Source organism: Nonomuraea sp. NPDC048901, assembly GCF_040649695.1.
Classification (GTDB): Bacteria; Actinomycetota; Actinomycetes; order Streptosporangiales; family Streptosporangiaceae; genus Nonomuraea.
Map to the genome: position 1 here is coordinate 91343 of NZ_JBEZFW010000015.1, position 18264 is coordinate 109606.

Below are 18264 nucleotides of genomic sequence, written 5' to 3' on the forward strand. Positions count from 1 at the left end.
TTCCTTCCTTACCGGACGAGGTCGAGGCCAGTGTCCAGCAGGGCGCGGAGCTGTTCCAGGTGCTCGGGCGGGGGGTCGGCGAGCGGGGCGCGTACGGAGCCCACGGGCACTCCCCGCAGCTTAGCCGCGGCCTTGACCAGCGACACTCCGTAACCGATGCCCTTGTCGCGCAGCTCGACCAGGGGGACGTAGAAGCGGCTCAGCAGCAGCTCGACCCGCTCGTGGTCGTCGGCGTGGAAGGCCTGGAAGAAGTTCTTGGCGATCTCGGGGGCGAAGGCGTGCACGGCGGAGGAGTAGGCGGGCACGCCGATGCTCCGGTAGGCGCGGGCCTGCATCTCGGCCGTCGCGGCGCCGTTGAAGAACAGCCACTCCGGCGGCGCGGCCAGCTTGAGCCGCTGCAACTGGTCGAGGTCGCAGTGGCCGTCCTTGAGGCCGATCACGTTCGGTATCGCGGCCAGCCCGGCGATGCTGCCCACCGCCACCTTCATCTGGGCGCGCTGGTAGACGATCACGGGCAGCGAGGTACTGGCGGCGACCCGCCGTACGTGCTCGACCAAGCCCTCCTGGGGCGCCTCCACCAGATAGGGCGGCATCAGCAGCAACGCGTCGGCCCCGGCCCGCTCGGCGATGGCGGCGAACCGGGCGGCCTGGGCCCAGCCGTAGCCGGCCCCCACGACGACCGGCAGCGCTCCGGCCGCCTCCTCGACCGCGGCCGTGACGACCCTCTCGTACTCGTCCTCGGCCAGGGAGAAGAACTCCCCCGTCCCGCAGCACGGGAACACCGCGCCGGGACCGGCCGCGATCTGGTCGCGGAGGTAGGCGCGGAAGGCGTCGATGTCCAGGGCCCCGTCGGCGTCGAAGGGCGTCAGCGGGAACGACAGAACGCCGGTCTCCATACCCCGCCGAAGCCTGGCGCGTACATCATCACTTGTATACGTATCGGTCATCCTGTCTCCATATGTAGATGCCTGTTACGTGGCGAGCAGTCTCGCTCCAAAATTGGTAATGTGTCAACAGGCCGTCCCCCGACAGATGAGGTGCGATGACACTCCCCCTAGACGAGGCCGAGGGCACGGCGCAGAGCGGCGTGCGGGGCGTGAAGTCCGCCGCCCGCACGGTCGAACTCCTTGAGCTCCTCGCCTCGCGACAGAACCGGCCGGCCCGGCTGCGCGAGCTCAGCGACGCGCTCGGCGCGCCGCGCAGCAGCATCTACGCACTGATCCGCACACTGGTCGAGCGCGGCTGGGTGCGCACCGACGCGAGCGGGACGCTCTACAGCATCGGCATCCGCGCCCTGCTGGCGGGCACCACCTATCTCGACACCGATCCCTACCTGCGCATCGTCCAGCCGCACATCAACGACCTCAGCGCGCTGCTCGACGAGACCATCCACTTCGGCCGCCTGGACCGGGGCGACATCGTCTACCTGGCCACCAAGGAGTCGAGCCAGTATCTGCGCCCCTTCAGCCGGGTCGGGCGCCGGCTGCCCGCCTTCAGCACGGCGATGGGCAAGTCACTGCTGGCCGAGCGGCTCGGCACCGGCCTGGAGGTGCCGATCCCCGCGCAGCTCACTCCCCTGACGCCCAAGACGCTGGTGGACCGCGACGCCCTGACCCGGGATCTGGAGCTGACGCGCCGGCGCGGCTACGCCATCGACGACGAGGAGAACTACGCCGGCGTCATGTGCTTCGGCTTCGCGCTGCGCTACACCAGCCCGCCGACCGACGCCATCAGCTGCTCGGTGCCCATCGCCAACCTCACCGAGGAACGGACGAAGGAGATCACCGACGCGATGGAGCGCACCAGGCTGGCCATCGAGCGCATGGCCCCCATGGACCTGTCCGGGACCGCCGAGTTCTAGACGACCAGCAGTTGTATGACGACATGGCGAGTTGTACGATGACTGCCATGACTACCTCCGACCGCATCTCCTGGATCCGGCTCTCCTCGGTCTATCTGCCGCTCGCCACCCCGATCAGTGACGCCAAAGTGCTCACCGGGCGGCAGCGGCCGATGACCGAGATCGCCTTCCTGTTCGCCGAGATCGGCGCCGAGAGCGGGCATCGGGGCTTCGGCTTCGGCTACTCCAAGCGCGCCGGCGGCCCCGGCCAGTACGCGCACGCCAGGGAGATCGCCTCGGACCTGCTCGGCGAGGACCCCAGCGACATCGCCCGCCTGTGGGAGAAGCTGGTCTGGGCGGGGGCGTCGGTCGGGCGCAGCGGGCTGTCCACGCAGGCCATCGCGGCCCTCGACGTCGCGCTGTGGGACCTGAAGGCCAAGCGCGCCGGACTCCCCCTGGCCAAGCTGCTGGGCGCCCACCGCGACTCCGTACGCTGCTACAACACCTCCGGCGGCTTCCTGCACACCCCGATCGAGCAGGTCATCGAGAACGCGAGCGCCGCGCTCGAACGCGGCATCGGCGGCATCAAGCTCAAGGTCGGCCACCCCGACTCCCGGATCGACCTGGCCAGGGTCGGCGCGGTGCGCGAGCATCTGGGCGACGGCGTACCCCTCATGGTGGACGCCAACCAGCAGTGGGACCGGCCGGCCGCCCAGCGCATGGGCCGGGCCATGGAGGAGTTCGGGCTGGTCTGGATCGAGGAGCCGCTGGACGCCTACGACAGCGCCGGCCACGCGGCGCTCGCCGCCTCGCTCGACACGCCGATCGCGACCGGTGAGATGCTCACCAGCGTCGCCGAGCACGCCGAGCTCATCCGCCTCGGATCCGCCGACGTCATCCAGCCCGACGCGCCGCGCATCGGCGGCATCACGCCGTTCCTGCGCCTGGCGGCGCTGGCCGAGCACAACCGCCTGCAGCTGGCCCCGCACTTCGCGATGGAGATCCACCTGCATCTGGCCGCCGCCTACGGGCTGGAGCCCTGGGTCGAGCACTTCGAGTGGCTGGAGCCGCTGTTCGAGGAGCGCCTGGAGATCCGCGATGGCAGGATGATCGTGCCCGACCGCCCCGGCCTCGGGCTGACCCCGAGCGAGCAGGCCGCCAAGTGGACCGCGGACCAGTGCGAGTTCGGCACCAGAAAGGACTGACCCCGCGATGGCGAGCCTGACCCAGACCCTCGTCGACGACCTGACGGCGCGCATCCAGGAAGGCGTCATCCACCCCGGCGACAAGCTGCCGACCGAGAGCAGCCTGGTGGAGACGTACGGCGTGAGCAGGACGGTCGTGCGCGAGGCCATCTCGCGGCTGCAGGCCGCTGGGCTCGTCGAGACCCAGCACGGCCGCGGCAGCTTCGTCCTGGCGCGGCCGGGCTCGGCCAGGTTCGAGTTCGGCCAGAGCGGCGAGCTGACCGTCGATGACGTGGTCGACCTGCTCGACTTCCGCATGGCCTTCGAGGTCGAGGCCGCCGCCCTCGCCGCCCGCCGGGGTGGGGGACCCCGCCTGGACGACCTGCGGGCGGCCCTCGACCGGTTCGCCGCGAGCGCCGACAACCCGAGCACGGCGGTGAACGCCGACTTCCAGTTCCACCTCCGCATCGCGCTGGCGACCGGCAACCGCTACTTCGCCGACCTGATCACGTCGTTCGGCCCTTCCATGATCATCGTGCCGCGTGACCGGCTGTCGCCCGCCGGGCAGGGGCATTTCGAGCAGATCGTGGTCGAGCACGAGAACATCTACGCGGCCATCGAGCGCCAGGACGGCGAGGGCGCGCGCGCCGCGACCCGCGTCCACCTGAGCAACAGCCGCGCCCGCCTGCTGGCCGCCCACCCCTAGCCTTCACCAGGAACCCGGCTGGTGTCGGCGTACGTCGGACTAGACATGGTCATGCTGGAGATCCGCCCCGGGTCCGTGTCCGACAGAGAGTGGATCTACCGGCTGCGGCACGAGGTCTACGCGCACGAGCTCGGCCAGCACCCGCCCAACCAGGCCGAACGGCTGAGCGACGCCCTCGACGACGGCAACGTCTACATCGTCGCCGCCCACGGCGACCGGCCGGTGGGGTTCATCAGCGTCACGCCGCCCTGGGCGGGCCGCTATTCGATCGACAAGTACCTCAGCCGCGCCGGGCATCCGGTCCTGGGCAGGGAGGACCTGTTCGAGATCCGCATCCTGACCGTGGACCCGCGCTGGCGGGGCTCGGCGGCGGCGCCGCTGCTCATGTACGCGGCGCTGCGCTGGGTGGCCGCGCACGGCGGCCGCGTCGTCGCGGCGCTGGGCCGGACCGAGATCCTCGGGATGTACCTGGCCGCCGGGCTGACCGGCACCGGTACCCGGGTACGCGCGGGGGCCGTCACCTTCGAGGTGCTGTCCGGGCAGGTGAGCGAGCTGGCCGAACGGGCGCGGCGGCACCACGGCCCGCTGCTGCGCGCCCTGGAGCCGCGGGTGCGCTGGAGCATGGAGATGCCGTTCCTGCCCGGACCGCCCGCCTGCCAGCACGGCGGCGCCTCGATCGGGGTGGTGGGCCGCCGGTTCGACAGCCTGCCGGCGCGCGACGACGTCGTGCCCGCCGACGTGCTCGACGCCTGGTATCCGCCCGCTCCCGCCGTGGTCGAGCTGCTGGGCGGCGACCAGGGCTGGCTCGCCCGCACCTCTCCCCCCGCCTACCCCGAAGGGCTCGTCGAGGAGATCGCCGAACGCCGCGACCTGCCCCCGGACGCCGTCGCGACCGGGGCGGGCTCGTCGGACCTGATCTTCCGCGCGTTCCGCGGCTGGCTGGACACCTCCTCGCGAGTCCTGCTGCCCGACCCCGTCTACGGGGAGTACGCCCATGTCGTCGAGCAGGTGATCGGCTGCCGCGCCGACCGGTTCCCGCTGCGCCGGGCCGACCGCTGGCGGCCGGACCTCGACCGCCTGCGGGACACGCTGCGCGAGCACTATGACCTGGTGGTCATCGTCAACCCCAACAATCCGACCGGCGTCCACACCGATGCCGGTGAGCTGCGCCGGGTGATCGCGGACGCGCCGGGCGGGACGCGGTTCTGGATCGACGAGGCGTACGTCGAGTACGCCGACTCCGGGCATTCACCGTCGCCGCCGTCGTCGCCGTCACCGTCGCTGGAGCGGTACGCCGCTGCCTCGAGCAATACCGTGGTGTGCAAATCGCTGTCCAAGATGTACGCCTTATCCGGACTGCGAGCGGCCTACCTCGCCGGACCGGCGGAGCTGGCGGCCGAGTCGCGCCGCTGGGCCCCGCCCTGGGGGCTCAGCCTGCCCGCCCAGATCGCCGCCGTGCACGCCCTGCGCGACCCTGACTACTACGCCGGACGCTGGGCCCGGACCCGTATCCTGCGCTCCGGCCTCGCCGAACGGCTCGCCGGTCTCGGCGACGACCTGCGGGTCCACGAGTCGGCCGCCAACTTCGTCCTGCTGACGCTGCCCCGGTCCGGGCCTACAGCGGCCGGTCTGGTGGCGGCGTGCCGGCGGGACGGGGTGTTCCTGCGCGACCTGTCGCCCCTGTCCCCCGCCTTCGAGGGCCGGACGGTACGGATCACGGTACGCGACCCCGACGCCAACGACCGCGTCGCCACCACCGTCGCCACCGCACTGGACCGCCTGCGGACCACCCCGTGATCACACCTGCCACGGCCATCCCGTACATCGCCGTCGCGCTCGTCGTCGGTGGGGTCGCCGTCGCGCTGTCGCGCCGGCGGGAGTACATGCTGCGGTGGTGCGCTTGGGCGGTGGCCGTGCCCGTCGTGGTCGCCGCCCTGTACGCCGGGCCGGGTGGGGCCGCGGTGCTCGCCGCCGTGGCCGGGGTGGTGTGCGCCGTGGAGTACGGCGGGCTGGTGGGGCTGGCCGTTCCCGACCGGGTGGTGCTCGTGGCGGTCGCGGGCGCGCTGCCACCGGTGGCGTGGCTGGCGCCGCCGTACCTGCCTCGGGTGCTGGTCGCCGCCGTCCTGGTCGTCGTGCTCGTGCCGCTGCTCGGGGGCGACGCGGCGGGCGGGCTCAGGAGGGCGTCGCTCGGGGTGTTCGGGGTGGTCTGGTTGCTTCCGCTGGTGGGAGTGGTGCTGCTCGGGCCGGTCGTGCTGGCGGTGTTCGTCGCGGTGTCGGTGGGCGACATCGCGGCCTCGTTCGCCGGGCGGTCGCTGGGCGGGCCGTCCCTGTCGCCGCTGTCCCCGGCCAAGCGCTGGAGCGGCGCGCTGGCCGGGGCGGCCGTCGGGCTGGGCGCGCTGGCGCTGCTGGGGGCGTTCACCGTCCCGCTGGCGATCGCCGTGGCGGCGGGTGCCCCGCTGGGCGATCTGCTGGAGTCGATGGTCAAGCGCGGGGCCGGCGTCAAGGACTCGGCGTCGTGGCTGGCGGGCGCGGGCGGGCTGCTGGACCGGCTGGACTCCCTGCTGCTGACGCTCGCGCTCGCCTTGCTGCTCACCTGACGGGCCTGCGCGCTGGTGGGTACATGCCGGATGACGCAAGCGCGTCCAAGTGGCGTATGCGACCATGATCCGGACGTATCGGCGGGCCGGGGAGAGGGACAGCGTGCAGGTGAAGGACGTCATCGAGCTCATCGGCACGGTGCTGGACATCGTGGGCGTGGCCGTGATCTCGGCCGGCCTGGTCATCGCCACCATCACGTACGGCGTGAGCCTGACCCGGTCCCGCCAGGTGGCCGGCCTCTACCAGGCCTACCGGCGGGGCGTGGGCCGCTCGATCCTGCTGGGACTGGAGTTCCTGGTCGGGGCCGACATCATCAAGACCGTCGCGGTCTCCCCCACCTTCCAGAGCCTCGGGGTGCTGGCCATCATCGTCGCGGTCCGCACGTTCCTGAGCGTCTCGCTCCAGGTCGAGCTGGACGGCCGCTGGCCCTGGCAGCCGCCCCGTTCCACCGGGGAGCCCGGCGGTACGGGGCGGGCACCGGCCTCAGCCGAGTGACAGCCGGTCCAGGTCGGGCGCGGCCTCCGTGTCGTTGTGAATCTTGATGGTGTTGGCGCCCGCCCGCAGGGTGACGGGCACGGACGTCGTGTACGGGGTGTTGTTGCCGACGCCGCTCACCTTCACCTCGATCGGCGCGGCGTCGTTGACGGTGACGAAGTAGGAGCGGTCGCCGTTGACCGTGAAGTCGATGAACAGCGTGTACTGGCCGGCCGTGTCGACGGTGACGTCCTCGAACAGCACGTACGCGTCCGCCGCCCCGCCCAGGTTGCGCACCTTCTGCCCACCCGAGCAGGGCGAGCAGTTGGTGATGCCCGCGCTGCCGAGCCGGTTGCGCGAGTCCTCGGCCTCCCGCACGAACACCCGGTCGGCCGGACGCAGCCGCACTCGCAGCTGCTTGGTGACCTGGTTGGCGCGCCCCAGCACCTGGAAGGACGCGGTGATGGGGATGTCGGCCGTGGTGACGTCCTGGCCGGGCGGCGAGGTGAGGGTCCAGGTGCCCTCCAGCGTCTGACCGAGCCGCAAGGTGGCGGCCGTCGCGGCGGCGCCCGTCAGCGTCCAGCCGGCCGGCACCACCGGGGCCAGGTTGACCTGGTCGAGCGCGTCGTCGACGTCGAGCCGCAGCTTCGTCGACACCTTCATCGACTGCTGCCCGGGACCGACCCACTGCAGGCCGGACGGGTCCACGGTCATCGTCGTCTTGGGGACCTCCGAGGCCGGCGGCATCGGCGCGACGGCGATCCGGTCGAGCCCTGGGCCCTGCCGGGCCGTACTGGACAGCGTGATCGTGTTGGCGCCCGCGTTCAGCGGCACCGCCAGCGCCGTGGCGGCGGGAACGTCGGCGTTGTCGCCGCTCACCGGCACCTCCACCGCCGCCGCGCCGTTGACGCTCACCGACAATGAGGTGGCCGCGGCGGCGGTGTGATCGAGTTCGAGCCGGTACGTCCCGGCCGCCGGCACCGTGACGTCGCGGTAGGTGACCGCGTTGCGCGGGCCGCCGCCGAGCCCCACCACCCTGGCCAGGCCGGAGCACGCCTGGCACAGGTCCGGCCGGGCCGAGCCGCTCCTGGCCTGCCGCTCCGCCTCCAGCGGCATCGCCGCCCCGAGGCCCACCGGGTAGGCCGACGCCACCTTGATCTCGTCGATCTGAAGCTCCTGGTAGAAGCGCGGCGCCTGCGGGCCGCCCCAGGTGTTGAGGACCTCCAGCTTGAGGTAGCGGGCGCGGATGCCGCCGAGGTCGATGAACTGCACGCCGCGCGCGCTGCGCATCGCGGCGGAACGTACGGGCTTGCCCCAGTGCTTGCCGTCGTCGCCGGCGTAGACCCGGTAGTCCTTGATCCGGGCCGAGTCCTCGGGCCGGCCGAACGTCTCGCGGGCGTACGTCGGCGACCACTCGCGCTGGTTGACCGCCAGGTAGGCGGCCTCGCGCCGCTTGCCGAGGTCGAGGGTGAGCGAGACGGGCAGCTTGGCGTCGGCGTCCCAGTAGTTCTGGAAGCTGCCGTCGACCAGGGCGCCGGCCGGGTGACCCGCGCGGGTGGACGTGGCGGTCGCCTTGAGCGCGCTCTGGGGATAGAAGTGCTCCTGGCCGTGGGTCTCGACCTTGAACACGGTGTCGTAGTCGTCCCACTTGGTGATGCCGAGGATCGTCAGGTAACCGCCGGACTGGGCGAACCGCATCCGCTCGCCCGTACGCAGATCGCTCACCGCGGACACGCGGTAGCCGTTGTCGCGCAGCCGCACCTGATCGGTCCTGGGCCTGGTGACCACGTGCACGTACTGGACCTTCGCGCCGCGCTCGACGGTGACGACGCCGTGCGCGCCGTCGTTCCAGAAGCCCGGCTGCATGCCGCCGTACATGTAGCCGCCGCCCTCGGTCCCCTGCAGCGAGGACCGGATCGGCGGCACCCACCCGGCCATGAAGTTGTTGAACTCCTCCTGCTGCGGCGGGAACCTGCCGTTGACCATCGGGGTCTCGGCCATCAGCGACTTCATCGAGGAGCCGGCGTTGGTGACGTAGCGGCCGGTGCTGAGGCGGAAGTCGACGGGGTGGCTGCCGCCGTCGTACCACCAGTCGCCGGTGGTCGGGAGCTTGTAGTCGGCCTCGGTCAGGCGCGGCATCGGGGTGAAGGCGGCCTGCGGGTAGTCGTAGGCCGGTGTCATGCCGGTCTTCTGCTCGTTGCTGACCGTGTCCATGATCGGGGTGTCCTCGTTGTTGTTGCTCAGCAACCAGGACGGGCGCTTCTGCCTGATCTGCTCATAAAGCTGGTTCTGCTCCCAGTACTCGTTGTCGTTGTCGATCCAGAACCCGGCCAGGTCCGGATAGTTCTCCATGACCTCGAAGAACAGGTCGTAGCTGAACTGGCCGAATCCGTTCCTGGTTGTCAGGTCGACCGAGCGGCCCTTGTAGGCGGAGTAGGCGGCCGAGTCGAGCGTCTCGACGCCCTGCTCGTTGTGCCACTGCGGGTCGTCGGTCATGTAGAGGATGACCCGTACGCCCTTGGCCTGGCCCGCCTTCACCAGCTCGCCGAGCAGGTCGCGCTGGGTGGCGCAGCTGCCGGGGATCTTCGACGGCCACGGCCGGGCGTAGCCGAGCCTGCTGTGGAAGGTGGCCAGCACGATGTAGGAGGCGCCCAGCTTGCGGGCCTCGTCGACCCAGTAGTCAGGGCTCCAGCCACCGCCGGTGACGTCCCGCTCCCAGGCGGCGCAGTCGAGGTGGCGGGGCGCGGTGAACATGCCCCAGTGCAGGAAGAGTCCCGCGGTCGAGTCGCGCAGCCACTGCTGCCGCGGGTGCTCGACCTCCGCGCCGGCGGCGGGAGCGCCGACGATGTAGGCGGTCAGGGCGAGAAGAAGGGCGGCGCAGGCGGACAGGACTCTGGAGGGGGTGCGGCGGCGCTGCATGGCGATCGCTCTCTCGTTGGGCTGACGGGGGGTAACGCCAACAAGACTGATCTCTCAGACATCCGACGAATACACGAGACAGAGCCCAGAGTCAAGAAACACCGCCCTCCGGGCGGTCAACTCATCCGATGACTTCAGTCCTCAGCGAGGACGATCACCAGGTCGCGGGGGCCGAACGTGACAGCAGCCGACTTACCCGGATTTAGTACGACACCGTAGGCGGGTGGCGAGGCGGCCTCGGCCAGCACGCGGTAGCCGATCGCGGTCTCACCGCGCGTCCGCGCGGAGTAGATCACGGTGGCGAAGCTGACCGGCACGCCGGGCTGGACGTAGTCCGTCGCCGGCTTGAGGTAGATCTCCGACCCGGCGGAGTCGAACAGGAAGCGGAACACCTGCCCCAGGTGCGGGTTCTCCGACAGCTGGGTCATCAGCAGGCTGATCAGCTTGTCGCTGACGACGAAGTCGTCGGCCTTGGTGACCTGGGCCAGCCGGCGGTTGCGGTCGTCGTTCATCTCGCTGACGATCGCGTACCGCTGCCCGGACTTCGAGGCCATGTCGCGCAGGTGCAGCAGCGTCACCAGCGTGCGCGAGTCGGCGTGCTGCGGCTCCAGGTTGCTGTCGGCCAGCACGATGATGTGGTCGAAGGTGCCCACGTCCAGCGCTTCCAGGGTGACCCGGTCGGTGGTGTCGCACTCCTTGACGTTCACCGCCAGGTTGCGCAGGGCCACCTTCGCCCGGTCCAGGCTGTCGCTCTCCTCGACGGCGGTGGCCGCCACGTGCAGGGTCGATCCGGGCGAGACGTAGTGGTCCAGCTCCTGCACGATCTTCGGGGCGCGGTTGTTCCAGCCCAGCATCAGCGTCCGCTCCGGGGGCGTCTGCTGGCGGACCGGGCGGGTGATCGCGCCCTCGACGATCGGCGGGAAGCTGCGGACGAGCCGGATGGCGGAGTCGTCCTCGGCGACCACGATCATCTGGTCGTCCGGCGTGATCTCGGTGTTCATCGGCGGGTTGAGCACCACGGACCCGTCGCCGTGCCGGATGCCGATGAGCGAGGCGGTCTCGTAGGCGAACAGCGCCTCGCCATAGGGGAAGCCGGTCAGTTTCGGCTCGGGCCGCAGGTAGATCTCGTCGCCGCCGAAGTCCAGCAGGTCCGTGCAGACCACCGACAGGCCCGACTGGCGGCAGGACTGCACGATGAGCCGGGAGGCGATGTCGTCGGTGTCGACCACCTGCGCGTGGCCGCCCCCGGCCAGCTCGGCGGCCACCAGGTTGGTCGTGTCCGTGACGGAGGCGATGATCGGCGGACGGCGCCGTCGCCAGTTGCGGTTCGTCAGCGCCAGCAGCGTCTTGACGACGTGCGCGTCGGGATCGTCACCGGCCGGGGACAGCACGATGGCCGCCCGCGCCGTGTCGAGGCTCATCAGGTCGAGGTCGGTCGGCTCGGTCGGGCTGCCGGAGCGGACGACGACCCGGGTCTTGCCGGTGCTGCCCAGCCGCGAGCGCAACTCCTCCTCCATCTCCAGCTTGTCGCGGTCCCCCAGGATCGCCACGCAGGACTTCGACTCGCTCTCGTTGGCCTCCACCAGCTCGGGGATGATCGTGAAGATCTGGTCCGACCAGCCGATCAGCGTCGTGTGCCCGGACTCCACGATCCTGGAGCGGCCCTTGCGCAGCTCCGTCAGCTTGTTGTCCAGACCGGTGGTGAGCACACCGACGAGGCTGCTGACGATGAGCAGGCCGCCGATCGTGATCGTGAACCCCAGGACGGTGAAGAGCGGGCTGCCCTCGTTGTCGCCCGCCACGGTGCCGGCGTCCATCGCCCGCATGAGCATGCCCCACAGCGCCTCGCCCCAGGACTTGTGCGGCACGTCGTCCTGGGCGAGCAGCATGACGAGCACGCCGAAACCCACGACCATGACCACGGTCACCAGCGCGAGCCAGCCGATCAGGGCCGGAGTGCCCTTCGACATCGTGTTGTCGAACCAATAGCGAAGACGCTCGCGCCGCGTGGCCATGACCAATCCCGTCCTTCATGGATCGCCGCATGGGACAAGCGACCCGGTCCCTATCCCCGTTCGGCGGACGGGACGCCGTGCAGCGCGCCTTCCCCGTGGCTGTCCCGTTCGCCTGTCTCTCGGGCTCTGCCTCGGTGACCGTGGTTACCAGAGGCGCCGGAGGTGACTCTGAGGCGCGCGGGCCCAACAATAGCGACATCTACCCCTTTGCCCCCACTGATCCGCCGAAAGCATCCCTGACCTCTGATCAGACCCGCCGCATGACGTGGAGCAGGTACTCCTTGCGATCCAGCGGGTTGTGGTCCGTGCGCGGCCGGGCCGGCGGCGCGCCGGAGACGGGCTCGTAGCGGTCGAAGGCCGACTCCAGCACGCCTTCGCCGCGGGTCAGCCCCGGCAACTGCTGCTGCAACTCGTGTACGCGGGCCGCCGGGATGTCCCCCTCGACCAGGCAGGACGCGCCTCGCATGGCCGGTGTGCGGGGGACGGCCCGCAGCCGGGCCAGCTCCGGCAGCACGCCGCCGATCGTGTCGGCCGGGACCTCCAGGGTGAAGCGGTGCATCGGCTCGTGCACCCTGGTGCCCGCCTGTCGTAGCGCGTTCATCAGCACCAGTGGCGTCAGGTAGCGGAAGTCCGCGCCGGTGCTCGACATGCTCTTGTCGAAGATGGCGTGGGAGTGACTTTGGCGGGGCGAATAGCCGGAATGCGTCATGGTGACCGTGCAGTCGGTGACCTGCCATCCGTACAGGCCCTGGTTCAGGCTCTCCCGTACGGTGTCCTCGACCGCCTTGTGGAAGGCCAGGGGCAGCGCCCCGGGCGAGACCGCCAGCCGGTAGCGCACGCCGGCGCCCACCGGGGCGGGCTCGACGCGCAGCCCGACCGTGGCCAGGAACGGGTTGGGCGCCTTGCCGTTGAACTCGACCGCCGCGCCCGCGCCGATCGGCCGTTCGACGCAGATCGTGGTCGTCTCGCGGAAGCCGACCTCGAGGCCGAAGTCGGCGGCCAGGGTCGCCTGGATGACCTCCTTTTGCACCTCGCCGTAGAGCGAGACGTAGATCTCCTGCCGGATGTCGTCCTGGCGCAGGTCGATGAGCGGATCCTGCTCGGCGAGCTGGGCGAGGGCCACGCGCAGGGCACCCAGCGCGGCGGGGCGCGCGGGGACGACGACCGTCTCCAGGGTGGGCGGGGCGAAGTGGTGGCCGGCGTCCTTGCGCGGTTCGCCGATCGTGTCGCCGAGCTGGATGTCGGCCAGGCCCCACAGCTTGCCGATCTGGCCCGCCGCGACCGAGGGGCGCTGGACGTCGGCGCCGCGCTCGAACACGCTCAGCGCGGTGACCTTCTGATCGTCGCGGGGCTCGCCCTGACCGTCGTGGAACCGCAGCCGGTCCCGTACGCGTACCGTTCCGCCGAACATCCGGGCATAAGCGATCTTCTCCCCCGCTGGGCCGCGTTCGACCTTGAAGACCGTGCCCGAGACGGGGTCGCCGGGCTCGCCCTGGGCGGCGGGCAGCAGTTCCGCGATGCCGGCGCTCAGCGCGTCCACGCCCGCGCCGGTGATCGCCGAGCCGAAGAACACCGGGTGCGCCAGCGCCTGCCCGGTCTGCGCCGCGAGTTCGCGCCGCAGCCGCCGATAGGAGACGGCCGTCTCGTCATGGACGTAGGCGGCCAGGAAGGCGTCGTCGTGGTCGGCCAGCAGCTCGGTCAGCCGCGCGGTGAAGGCGGCGTCGCCGGGCCCGTACGGAAGGAAGGCCGCGTCTGAAGTGCCCGGATCGCGCACCGAGCCCATCGCCACGATCGCGGGCGTCAGCTTCTCGGCGATGGCCCGCAGCAGCCCGTCGTCCTGGGCGCCACGGCGGTCGATCTTGTTGACGAACAGCAGGGTGGGAATCCGCAGCCGCCGCAGCGTGCGCATCAGCACGCGGGTCTGGGCCTGCACACCCTCGACGGCGGAGATGACCAGCACGGCGCCGTCGAGCACGCTCAGCACGCGTTCGACCTCGGCGATGAAGTCGGGGTGGCCGGGCGTGTCGATCAGGTTGACCGTGACGTCGCCGATAACGAAGGAGACGACGGCGGACTTGATCGTGATGCCGCGCTGTCGTTCCAGGGCCAGCGAGTCGGTCTGGGTGCTGCCGTCATCGACGCTGCCGATCTCGTCGATGACACCGGCGGCGTAGAGCAGCCGCTCGGTCAGGCTGGTCTTACCGGCGTCTACATGCGCCAAGATCCCCAAGTTCAACGTGCGTTTCAAGCGTTCTGTCCTCTAGATAGGTGGCTGTTGCCGTAGCGGGGGACACGAACGCCGGCCTCATCGGTGTGCTCCTTGGGTCGGTGGACTGGTTGCCGGGAGGGAGTACAACAGACGGCCGCCGGGCCGGGCAACCGATTTTGCGCGACCTGCTGGAGTTTGCCGAACATCCATCATCAAGATACCTTCACCATCCGTATGATGAGATCATCCGAAATTCGGCGTGGAGGACACATGACCAGCGACGTACCGCACATCGACCTCACCGACCCCGACGTGCACCGCGACCCCTTCACCGCCTACGGCCGCGCCCGCGAGATCTCCCCCATCGCCCGCGTGGGCGCCCCCGGCTTCGGCCCCATGTGGGTCGTGACCCGCCACGCCGACATCAAGACGATGCTCGGCGACCCCCGATTCGAGATCAGAAGCGACAGCTTCATGCGGCCCGACGTCCCCGAGGACTACCGGCCGTACATGCGCACCATGTCGGAGATGAACGGCGCCGAGCACCTGCGGCTACGCAGGCTGGCCGCCCCCGCCTTCACCGCCCGCCGCGCCGCCGACTTCGCCCCGCGCGTCGCGCCGATCGTCGAGGCGCTCCTCGACGACCTGCCCGGTCACGGCCCCGTCGACCTGATGGCCCATTTCGCCCGGCCGCTGCCCATGGACGTGATCTGCGAGCTCGTCGGCATCCCCGTGCCCGACCGCCTCCGCTGGCGCGAGTACGGCACCACCGTCGTCACCAGCGCGGGCCCCGCCTTCGCCGCCGCCATACCCGCGATCATCGACGGCGCCAAGGCGGCCGTCGCCCGCCGCAGGACCGAACCCGCCGACGACCTGATCTCCGACCTCATCGAGGCCCAGGCGGAAGACGGCGACCGGCTCAGCGACACCGAGCTCGTCACCCTCATCTGGCATCTGGTCATGGCCGGCCAAACCCCCACCAACCTCATCGCCAACGCCGTCGAGACCCTGCTCACCCACCCCGAGCAACTGGCCGCGCTCCGCGCCGACCCCGGCCTCATGCCCGGCGCCGTCGAAGAGCTCATCCGCTGGTGCGGCCCCACCCTGCTGACGATCCCCCGCTACGCCCGCGAAGACGCCGAACTGTGCGGCACCCCCATAGCCAAGGGAGACGCCGTCACCGCCTCCATCGCCGCCGCCCACCGCGACCCCCGCGCCTACACCGACCCGGACCGCCTCGACCTCACCCGGCCCGCCGGACAACCCGGGCATCTCGGCTTCGCCCACGGCCCGCACTTCTGCGTCGGCGCCGCCCTCGCCCGCGTACAGACCGAAGTCGCCCTCACCACCCTGCTGCGCCGCCACCCCGGCCTCGCGCTCGCCGAGCCCGCGCCGCGCGCCCCCGACCCCGGCACCTGGCGCCTGGCCGCCCTCACCGTGACCCTCTGATCATCGAGGAGACACCTCAATGGTCCGCGACCAGCCGACATGCACCTTCTGCGGCAAGACCCAGCGGCAGGTCCGCAAGCTCATCGCCGGCCCCGCCGGCATCTGCATCTGTGACGAATGCGTCGGACTCTGCACCGAACTCATCAAGGCCGACGAGCGCACCCCGCCCCCTGACCTGCCCACACCACGGGACATGCACGACCGCCTCGACCACTACGTCATCGGCCAGGACGCCGCCAAAAGAACACTCGCCGTCGCCGTCTACAACCACTACAAACGCGTCCGGCACACCGAGGACCTCGAACTCGGCAAATCCAACATCCTGCTCATCGGGCCCACCGGCAGCGGCAAGACCCACCTCGCCCAGACCCTCGCCAGAATGCTCGACGTGCCCTTCGCCATCGCCGACGCCACCGCGCTGACCGAAGCCGGCTACGTCGGCGAAGACGTCGAGACCATCCTCCTCAAGCTCCTTCAGGCCGCCGGAAACGACATCGCAAAGGCCGAGACAGGCATCGTCTACATCGACGAGATCGACAAGATCACCCGTAAGAGCGACAACCCCTCCATCACCCGCGACGTCTCGGGCGAAGGCGTCCAGCAGGCACTGCTCAAGATCCTGGAAGGCACCACCGTCGGCGTCGCGCCCCAAGGCGGCCGCAAACACCCCCACCAGGAAGTCATCCACATCGACACCACCCATGTGCTGTTCATCGCGGGTGGCGCCTTCACCGGCTTCGACGACCTCATCGGCCAACGCACCGGCCACGGCAGCGCCGGATACGCCCCCACCCGGAGAACCGGCCCGCGACCTCACGTCACCCCCGCCGACCTGCTGAGCTTCGGTCTCATCCCCGAACTCGTCGGCCGGCTACCGGTGATCTCCACCCTGGACCCGCTCGACCGCGCGGACCTCATCCGGATCCTCACCGAACCCCGCAACGCGGTCATCAGGCAGTATCAGCGGCTCTTCGCCCTCGACGGCATCGACCTCGAATTCACCGCCGAAGCCCTCGCCGCCATCGCCGACCAGGCGCTCCTGCGCCGCACCGGCGCCAGGGCCGTCCGCGCCATCCTCGAAGAGACACTGCTCAATCTCATGTACGAAATGCCGAGCCGCGACGACGTGGCCCGGATCGTCATCGACCGCGACACCGTACTCGACAATGTCAATCCCACCCTGGTGCCCCACGACCACCCCCGCCGCCGCCCGGAACGCCACGGCAAGTCGGCCTGACAGCTCACCCGCCGACGAACGCCAGCGCCTGCTGCAGATTGTGCTCGGCGATCCCCCGCATGAACTCACGCCCCGGAAAATCACCCTCGATCAACCGCAACGGCCCGGCCACCAGCGACAGCCGCATCGCCAGCGTGTAGAACGACAGCCGCCGCTCATCCAGCCCCTCCCAGCGCAGCGACTCGTAATGCTCGTGGAAGCGCAGGCGCAGGAACGCGTGCTCCCACTCGACGTCGAAGTACATCAGCCCCTCGATGTCGATCAGCATCGGCCGCCCCGCGTCGTCCACCAGCACGTGGTCCGGTCCCAGCTCCCCATGGACCAGCGCGTGCGCCGAGCGCGGCCGAACGCCCGCCGCCAGCTCCCGGATCACGCCCGCCAGCCGATCATGAGCCGCCGCGAGCCGCCCGTCCCGAGCTGCCCCGTCCTCGAGGTCGACGAGCGCCCGGTCGAAGACCAGCTGCTCGCACGACCGGCCCGCCGAGACCCCGCCACGGTCGACCCAGGCCACCTTGCCGAAGCCCGGCGCCACCTGACCCCGCATCTCCTCGAGCGCTTCGGCCAGCCGCGCGAGGACCGGAGCCGCCGCCCGCGGATCACGCTGGAGCAGCGTCTCCAATGTCCCGCCCGGCACGTCCTCGACCACCGCGATGTCGGCCGGATAGAGCTCCCTGCTCCGGTCGGCCAGATAGACCCGCGGCACCCGCACCCCGGCGCCGTCCAGCCGCCGATGAGCGGCCTCGAACAACTCCAGACCGGAAGCGGGCGAGAACGGGTCCGCGGGATCGTCGACCTGAAGACCGGGCCAGTAGTTCTCGGCCGCGTCCCAGATATAGGCGATGGCGGTGAAACCGTCGTCGAGGAGGAGCCGGTACACGCCCTTCTTCGTGCCCCCTCGAAGGCGCGTCACGTCGGCCAGCCGGCGCTCGGCCCCCAGGGCCGCCCGCGCCACACCCGTCAGCTGCTCACGCGCGGCGAACCTGCGTTCCATGGCTCCCCCGATGGTCTAGCGGCGACTTTCAGGTGTGGGACGATAACACGGCGTTGACGCCGTCCCGCCTGCCTCTCCCCCAGACGACCCCCCGCTGTCAACACGCGGAATTGATACGGTTTGGCCAAGTAATCGAAATCTTGACCGGATGGGGTAGCGGTGGAGATCGAACAGACGGCGTTGCCAGGAATCGGGCTGCGGCACGAGTTCACCACGCGGTCCGGGCGGCGGATCGGCATCGTCTCACACCGCACCGGCCGCCGGGATCTGGTGATCTACGATCCCGCCGACCCCGATCGCGCGTGCGAGACCGTCAAGCTGAACGACGAGGAAGCCGACGCGCTGGCCGAGCTGCTGGGTGCGCCGCGGGTGATCCAGCGGCTCAACGACCTGCACCGCGAGGTCGAGGGACTGGTCAGCGAGAAGCTGCCGATCGCTGAGGACTCGCCGTACGCGGGCCGGCCGATGGGAGACGCGCGGGTGCGCACCCGTACGGGCGCCTCCATCGTGGCCGCGGTACGCGCCGGCCAGGTCCTGGTCAGCCCGGGCCCGGACTTCGTCCTGGCGGCGGGCGACATCGTCGTCGTGGTGGGCAGCGCTGACAGCACCGCCGCGGTGGCCGACATCTTCATCAACGGGTAG

General features: G+C 70.6%; 14 protein-coding genes. 9 read left to right on the forward strand and 5 right to left on the reverse strand.

What is annotated here, in order from left to right:
* Positions 1-8: 8 nt before the first annotated feature.
* Positions 9-947 carry a 5-dehydro-4-deoxyglucarate dehydratase gene (locus tag AB0C30_RS40575; RefSeq protein ID WP_357954088.1) on the reverse strand — a complete coding sequence of 313 codons (939 nt, stop codon included), beginning with the start codon at positions 945-947 and terminating at the stop codon, positions 9-11.
* Positions 948-1042: 95 nt separating this feature from the next.
* Between AB0C30_RS40575 and AB0C30_RS40580 the strand changes: the two genes are divergently transcribed.
* From AB0C30_RS40580 to AB0C30_RS40605, 6 genes are all read left to right on the forward strand, one after another.
* Positions 1043-1861, forward strand: a complete 819-nt coding sequence (locus AB0C30_RS40580) for an IclR family transcriptional regulator (RefSeq protein ID WP_357954090.1) — start codon at positions 1043-1045, stop codon at positions 1859-1861.
* A 47-nt stretch (positions 1862-1908) separates the two neighbouring features.
* Positions 1909-3045 (forward strand): mandelate racemase/muconate lactonizing enzyme family protein, encoded by a 1137-nt coding sequence (locus AB0C30_RS40585; protein ID WP_357954092.1) that lies wholly within the window; start codon positions 1909-1911, stop codon positions 3043-3045.
* Positions 3046-3052: 7 nt separating this feature from the next.
* The gene (locus AB0C30_RS40590; protein ID WP_357954095.1) at positions 3053-3730 is read left to right on the forward strand and encodes a FadR/GntR family transcriptional regulator; all 678 of its coding nucleotides are present in this window, start codon (positions 3053-3055) and stop codon (positions 3728-3730) included.
* A gap of 21 nt (positions 3731-3751) precedes the next feature.
* The gene (locus AB0C30_RS40595; protein WP_357954097.1) at positions 3752-5527 is read left to right on the forward strand and encodes a histidinol-phosphate aminotransferase family protein; all 1776 of its coding nucleotides are present in this window, start codon (positions 3752-3754) and stop codon (positions 5525-5527) included.
* Positions 5524-6327 carry a phosphatidate cytidylyltransferase gene (locus AB0C30_RS40600; RefSeq protein ID WP_357954098.1) on the forward strand — a complete coding sequence of 268 codons (804 nt, stop codon included), beginning with the start codon at positions 5524-5526 and terminating at the stop codon, positions 6325-6327. Before AB0C30_RS40595 ends, AB0C30_RS40600 begins: the two co-directional genes overlap by 4 nt.
* A 64-nt stretch (positions 6328-6391) precedes the next feature.
* On the forward strand, positions 6392-6823 hold the full coding sequence (locus AB0C30_RS40605; RefSeq protein WP_357954100.1) for a DUF1622 domain-containing protein: 432 nt from the start codon (positions 6392-6394) through the stop codon (positions 6821-6823).
* On the opposite strand, the gene AB0C30_RS40610 is transcribed toward AB0C30_RS40605, so the two are convergent.
* From AB0C30_RS40610 to AB0C30_RS40620, 3 genes are all read right to left on the reverse strand, one after another.
* On the reverse strand, positions 6812-9721 hold the full coding sequence (locus tag AB0C30_RS40610) for a CBM35 domain-containing protein (RefSeq protein WP_357954102.1): 2910 nt from the start codon (positions 9719-9721) through the stop codon (positions 6812-6814). The genes AB0C30_RS40605 and AB0C30_RS40610 overlap by 12 nt on opposite strands.
* 134 nt (positions 9722-9855) lie before the next feature.
* Positions 9856-11736, reverse strand: a complete 1881-nt coding sequence (locus tag AB0C30_RS40615; protein ID WP_357954104.1) for a potassium transporter TrkA — start codon at positions 11734-11736, stop codon at positions 9856-9858.
* Between the two features lie 247 nt (positions 11737-11983).
* Positions 11984-13984, reverse strand: coding sequence for a translation factor GTPase family protein (locus AB0C30_RS40620; RefSeq protein WP_357954106.1), 2001 nt, complete (start codon positions 13982-13984; stop codon positions 11984-11986).
* Positions 13985-14215: 231 nt separating this feature from the next.
* Between AB0C30_RS40620 and AB0C30_RS40625 the strand changes: the two genes are divergently transcribed.
* Together AB0C30_RS40625 and clpX are read left to right on the forward strand one after the other, a co-directional pair.
* Positions 14216-15394 (forward strand): cytochrome P450, encoded by a 1179-nt coding sequence (locus AB0C30_RS40625; RefSeq protein WP_357954108.1) that lies wholly within the window; start codon positions 14216-14218, stop codon positions 15392-15394.
* A gap of 19 nt (positions 15395-15413) precedes the next feature.
* Positions 15414-16631, forward strand: a complete 1218-nt coding sequence (gene clpX / locus AB0C30_RS40630) for an ATP-dependent Clp protease ATP-binding subunit ClpX (RefSeq protein ID WP_357954110.1) — start codon at positions 15414-15416, stop codon at positions 16629-16631.
* Between the two features lie 4 nt (positions 16632-16635).
* Here clpX and AB0C30_RS40635 read toward each other — a convergent pair whose 3' ends face one another.
* On the reverse strand, positions 16636-17622 hold the full coding sequence (locus AB0C30_RS40635; protein ID WP_357954111.1) for an aminoglycoside phosphotransferase family protein: 987 nt from the start codon (positions 17620-17622) through the stop codon (positions 16636-16638).
* A 159-nt stretch (positions 17623-17781) separates the two neighbouring features.
* Here AB0C30_RS40635 and AB0C30_RS40640 point away from each other — a divergent pair, with 159 nt between their 5' ends.
* Positions 17782-18264: a cation:proton antiporter regulatory subunit gene (locus AB0C30_RS40640; RefSeq protein WP_357954113.1), complete on the forward strand. Its 483-nt coding sequence runs from the start codon at positions 17782-17784 to the stop codon at positions 18262-18264.

Bases quoted from the DNA above. Each gene is read 5' to 3' on its own strand.
- AB0C30_RS40575 (WP_357954088.1), bottom strand. From the start codon at position 947: ATGACCGATACGTATACAAGTGATGATGTACGCGCCAGGCTTCGGCGG.
- AB0C30_RS40580 (WP_357954090.1), top strand. From the start codon at position 1,043: ATGACACTCCCCCTAGACGAGGCCGAGGGCACGGCGCAGAGCGGCGTG.
- AB0C30_RS40585 (WP_357954092.1), top strand. From the start codon at position 1,909: ATGACTACCTCCGACCGCATCTCCTGGATCCGGCTCTCCTCGGTCTAT.
- AB0C30_RS40590 (WP_357954095.1), top strand. From the start codon at position 3,053: ATGGCGAGCCTGACCCAGACCCTCGTCGACGACCTGACGGCGCGCATC.
- AB0C30_RS40605 (WP_357954100.1), top strand. From the start codon at position 6,392: ATGATCCGGACGTATCGGCGGGCCGGGGAGAGGGACAGCGTGCAGGTG.
- AB0C30_RS40610 (WP_357954102.1), bottom strand. From the start codon at position 9,721: ATGCAGCGCCGCCGCACCCCCTCCAGAGTCCTGTCCGCCTGCGCCGCC.
- AB0C30_RS40615 (WP_357954104.1), bottom strand. From the start codon at position 11,736: ATGGCCACGCGGCGCGAGCGTCTTCGCTATTGGTTCGACAACACGATG.
- AB0C30_RS40625 (WP_357954108.1), top strand. From the start codon at position 14,216: ATGACCAGCGACGTACCGCACATCGACCTCACCGACCCCGACGTGCAC.
- clpX (WP_357954110.1), top strand. From the start codon at position 15,414: ATGGTCCGCGACCAGCCGACATGCACCTTCTGCGGCAAGACCCAGCGG.
- AB0C30_RS40635 (WP_357954111.1), bottom strand. From the start codon at position 17,622: ATGGAACGCAGGTTCGCCGCGCGTGAGCAGCTGACGGGTGTGGCGCGG.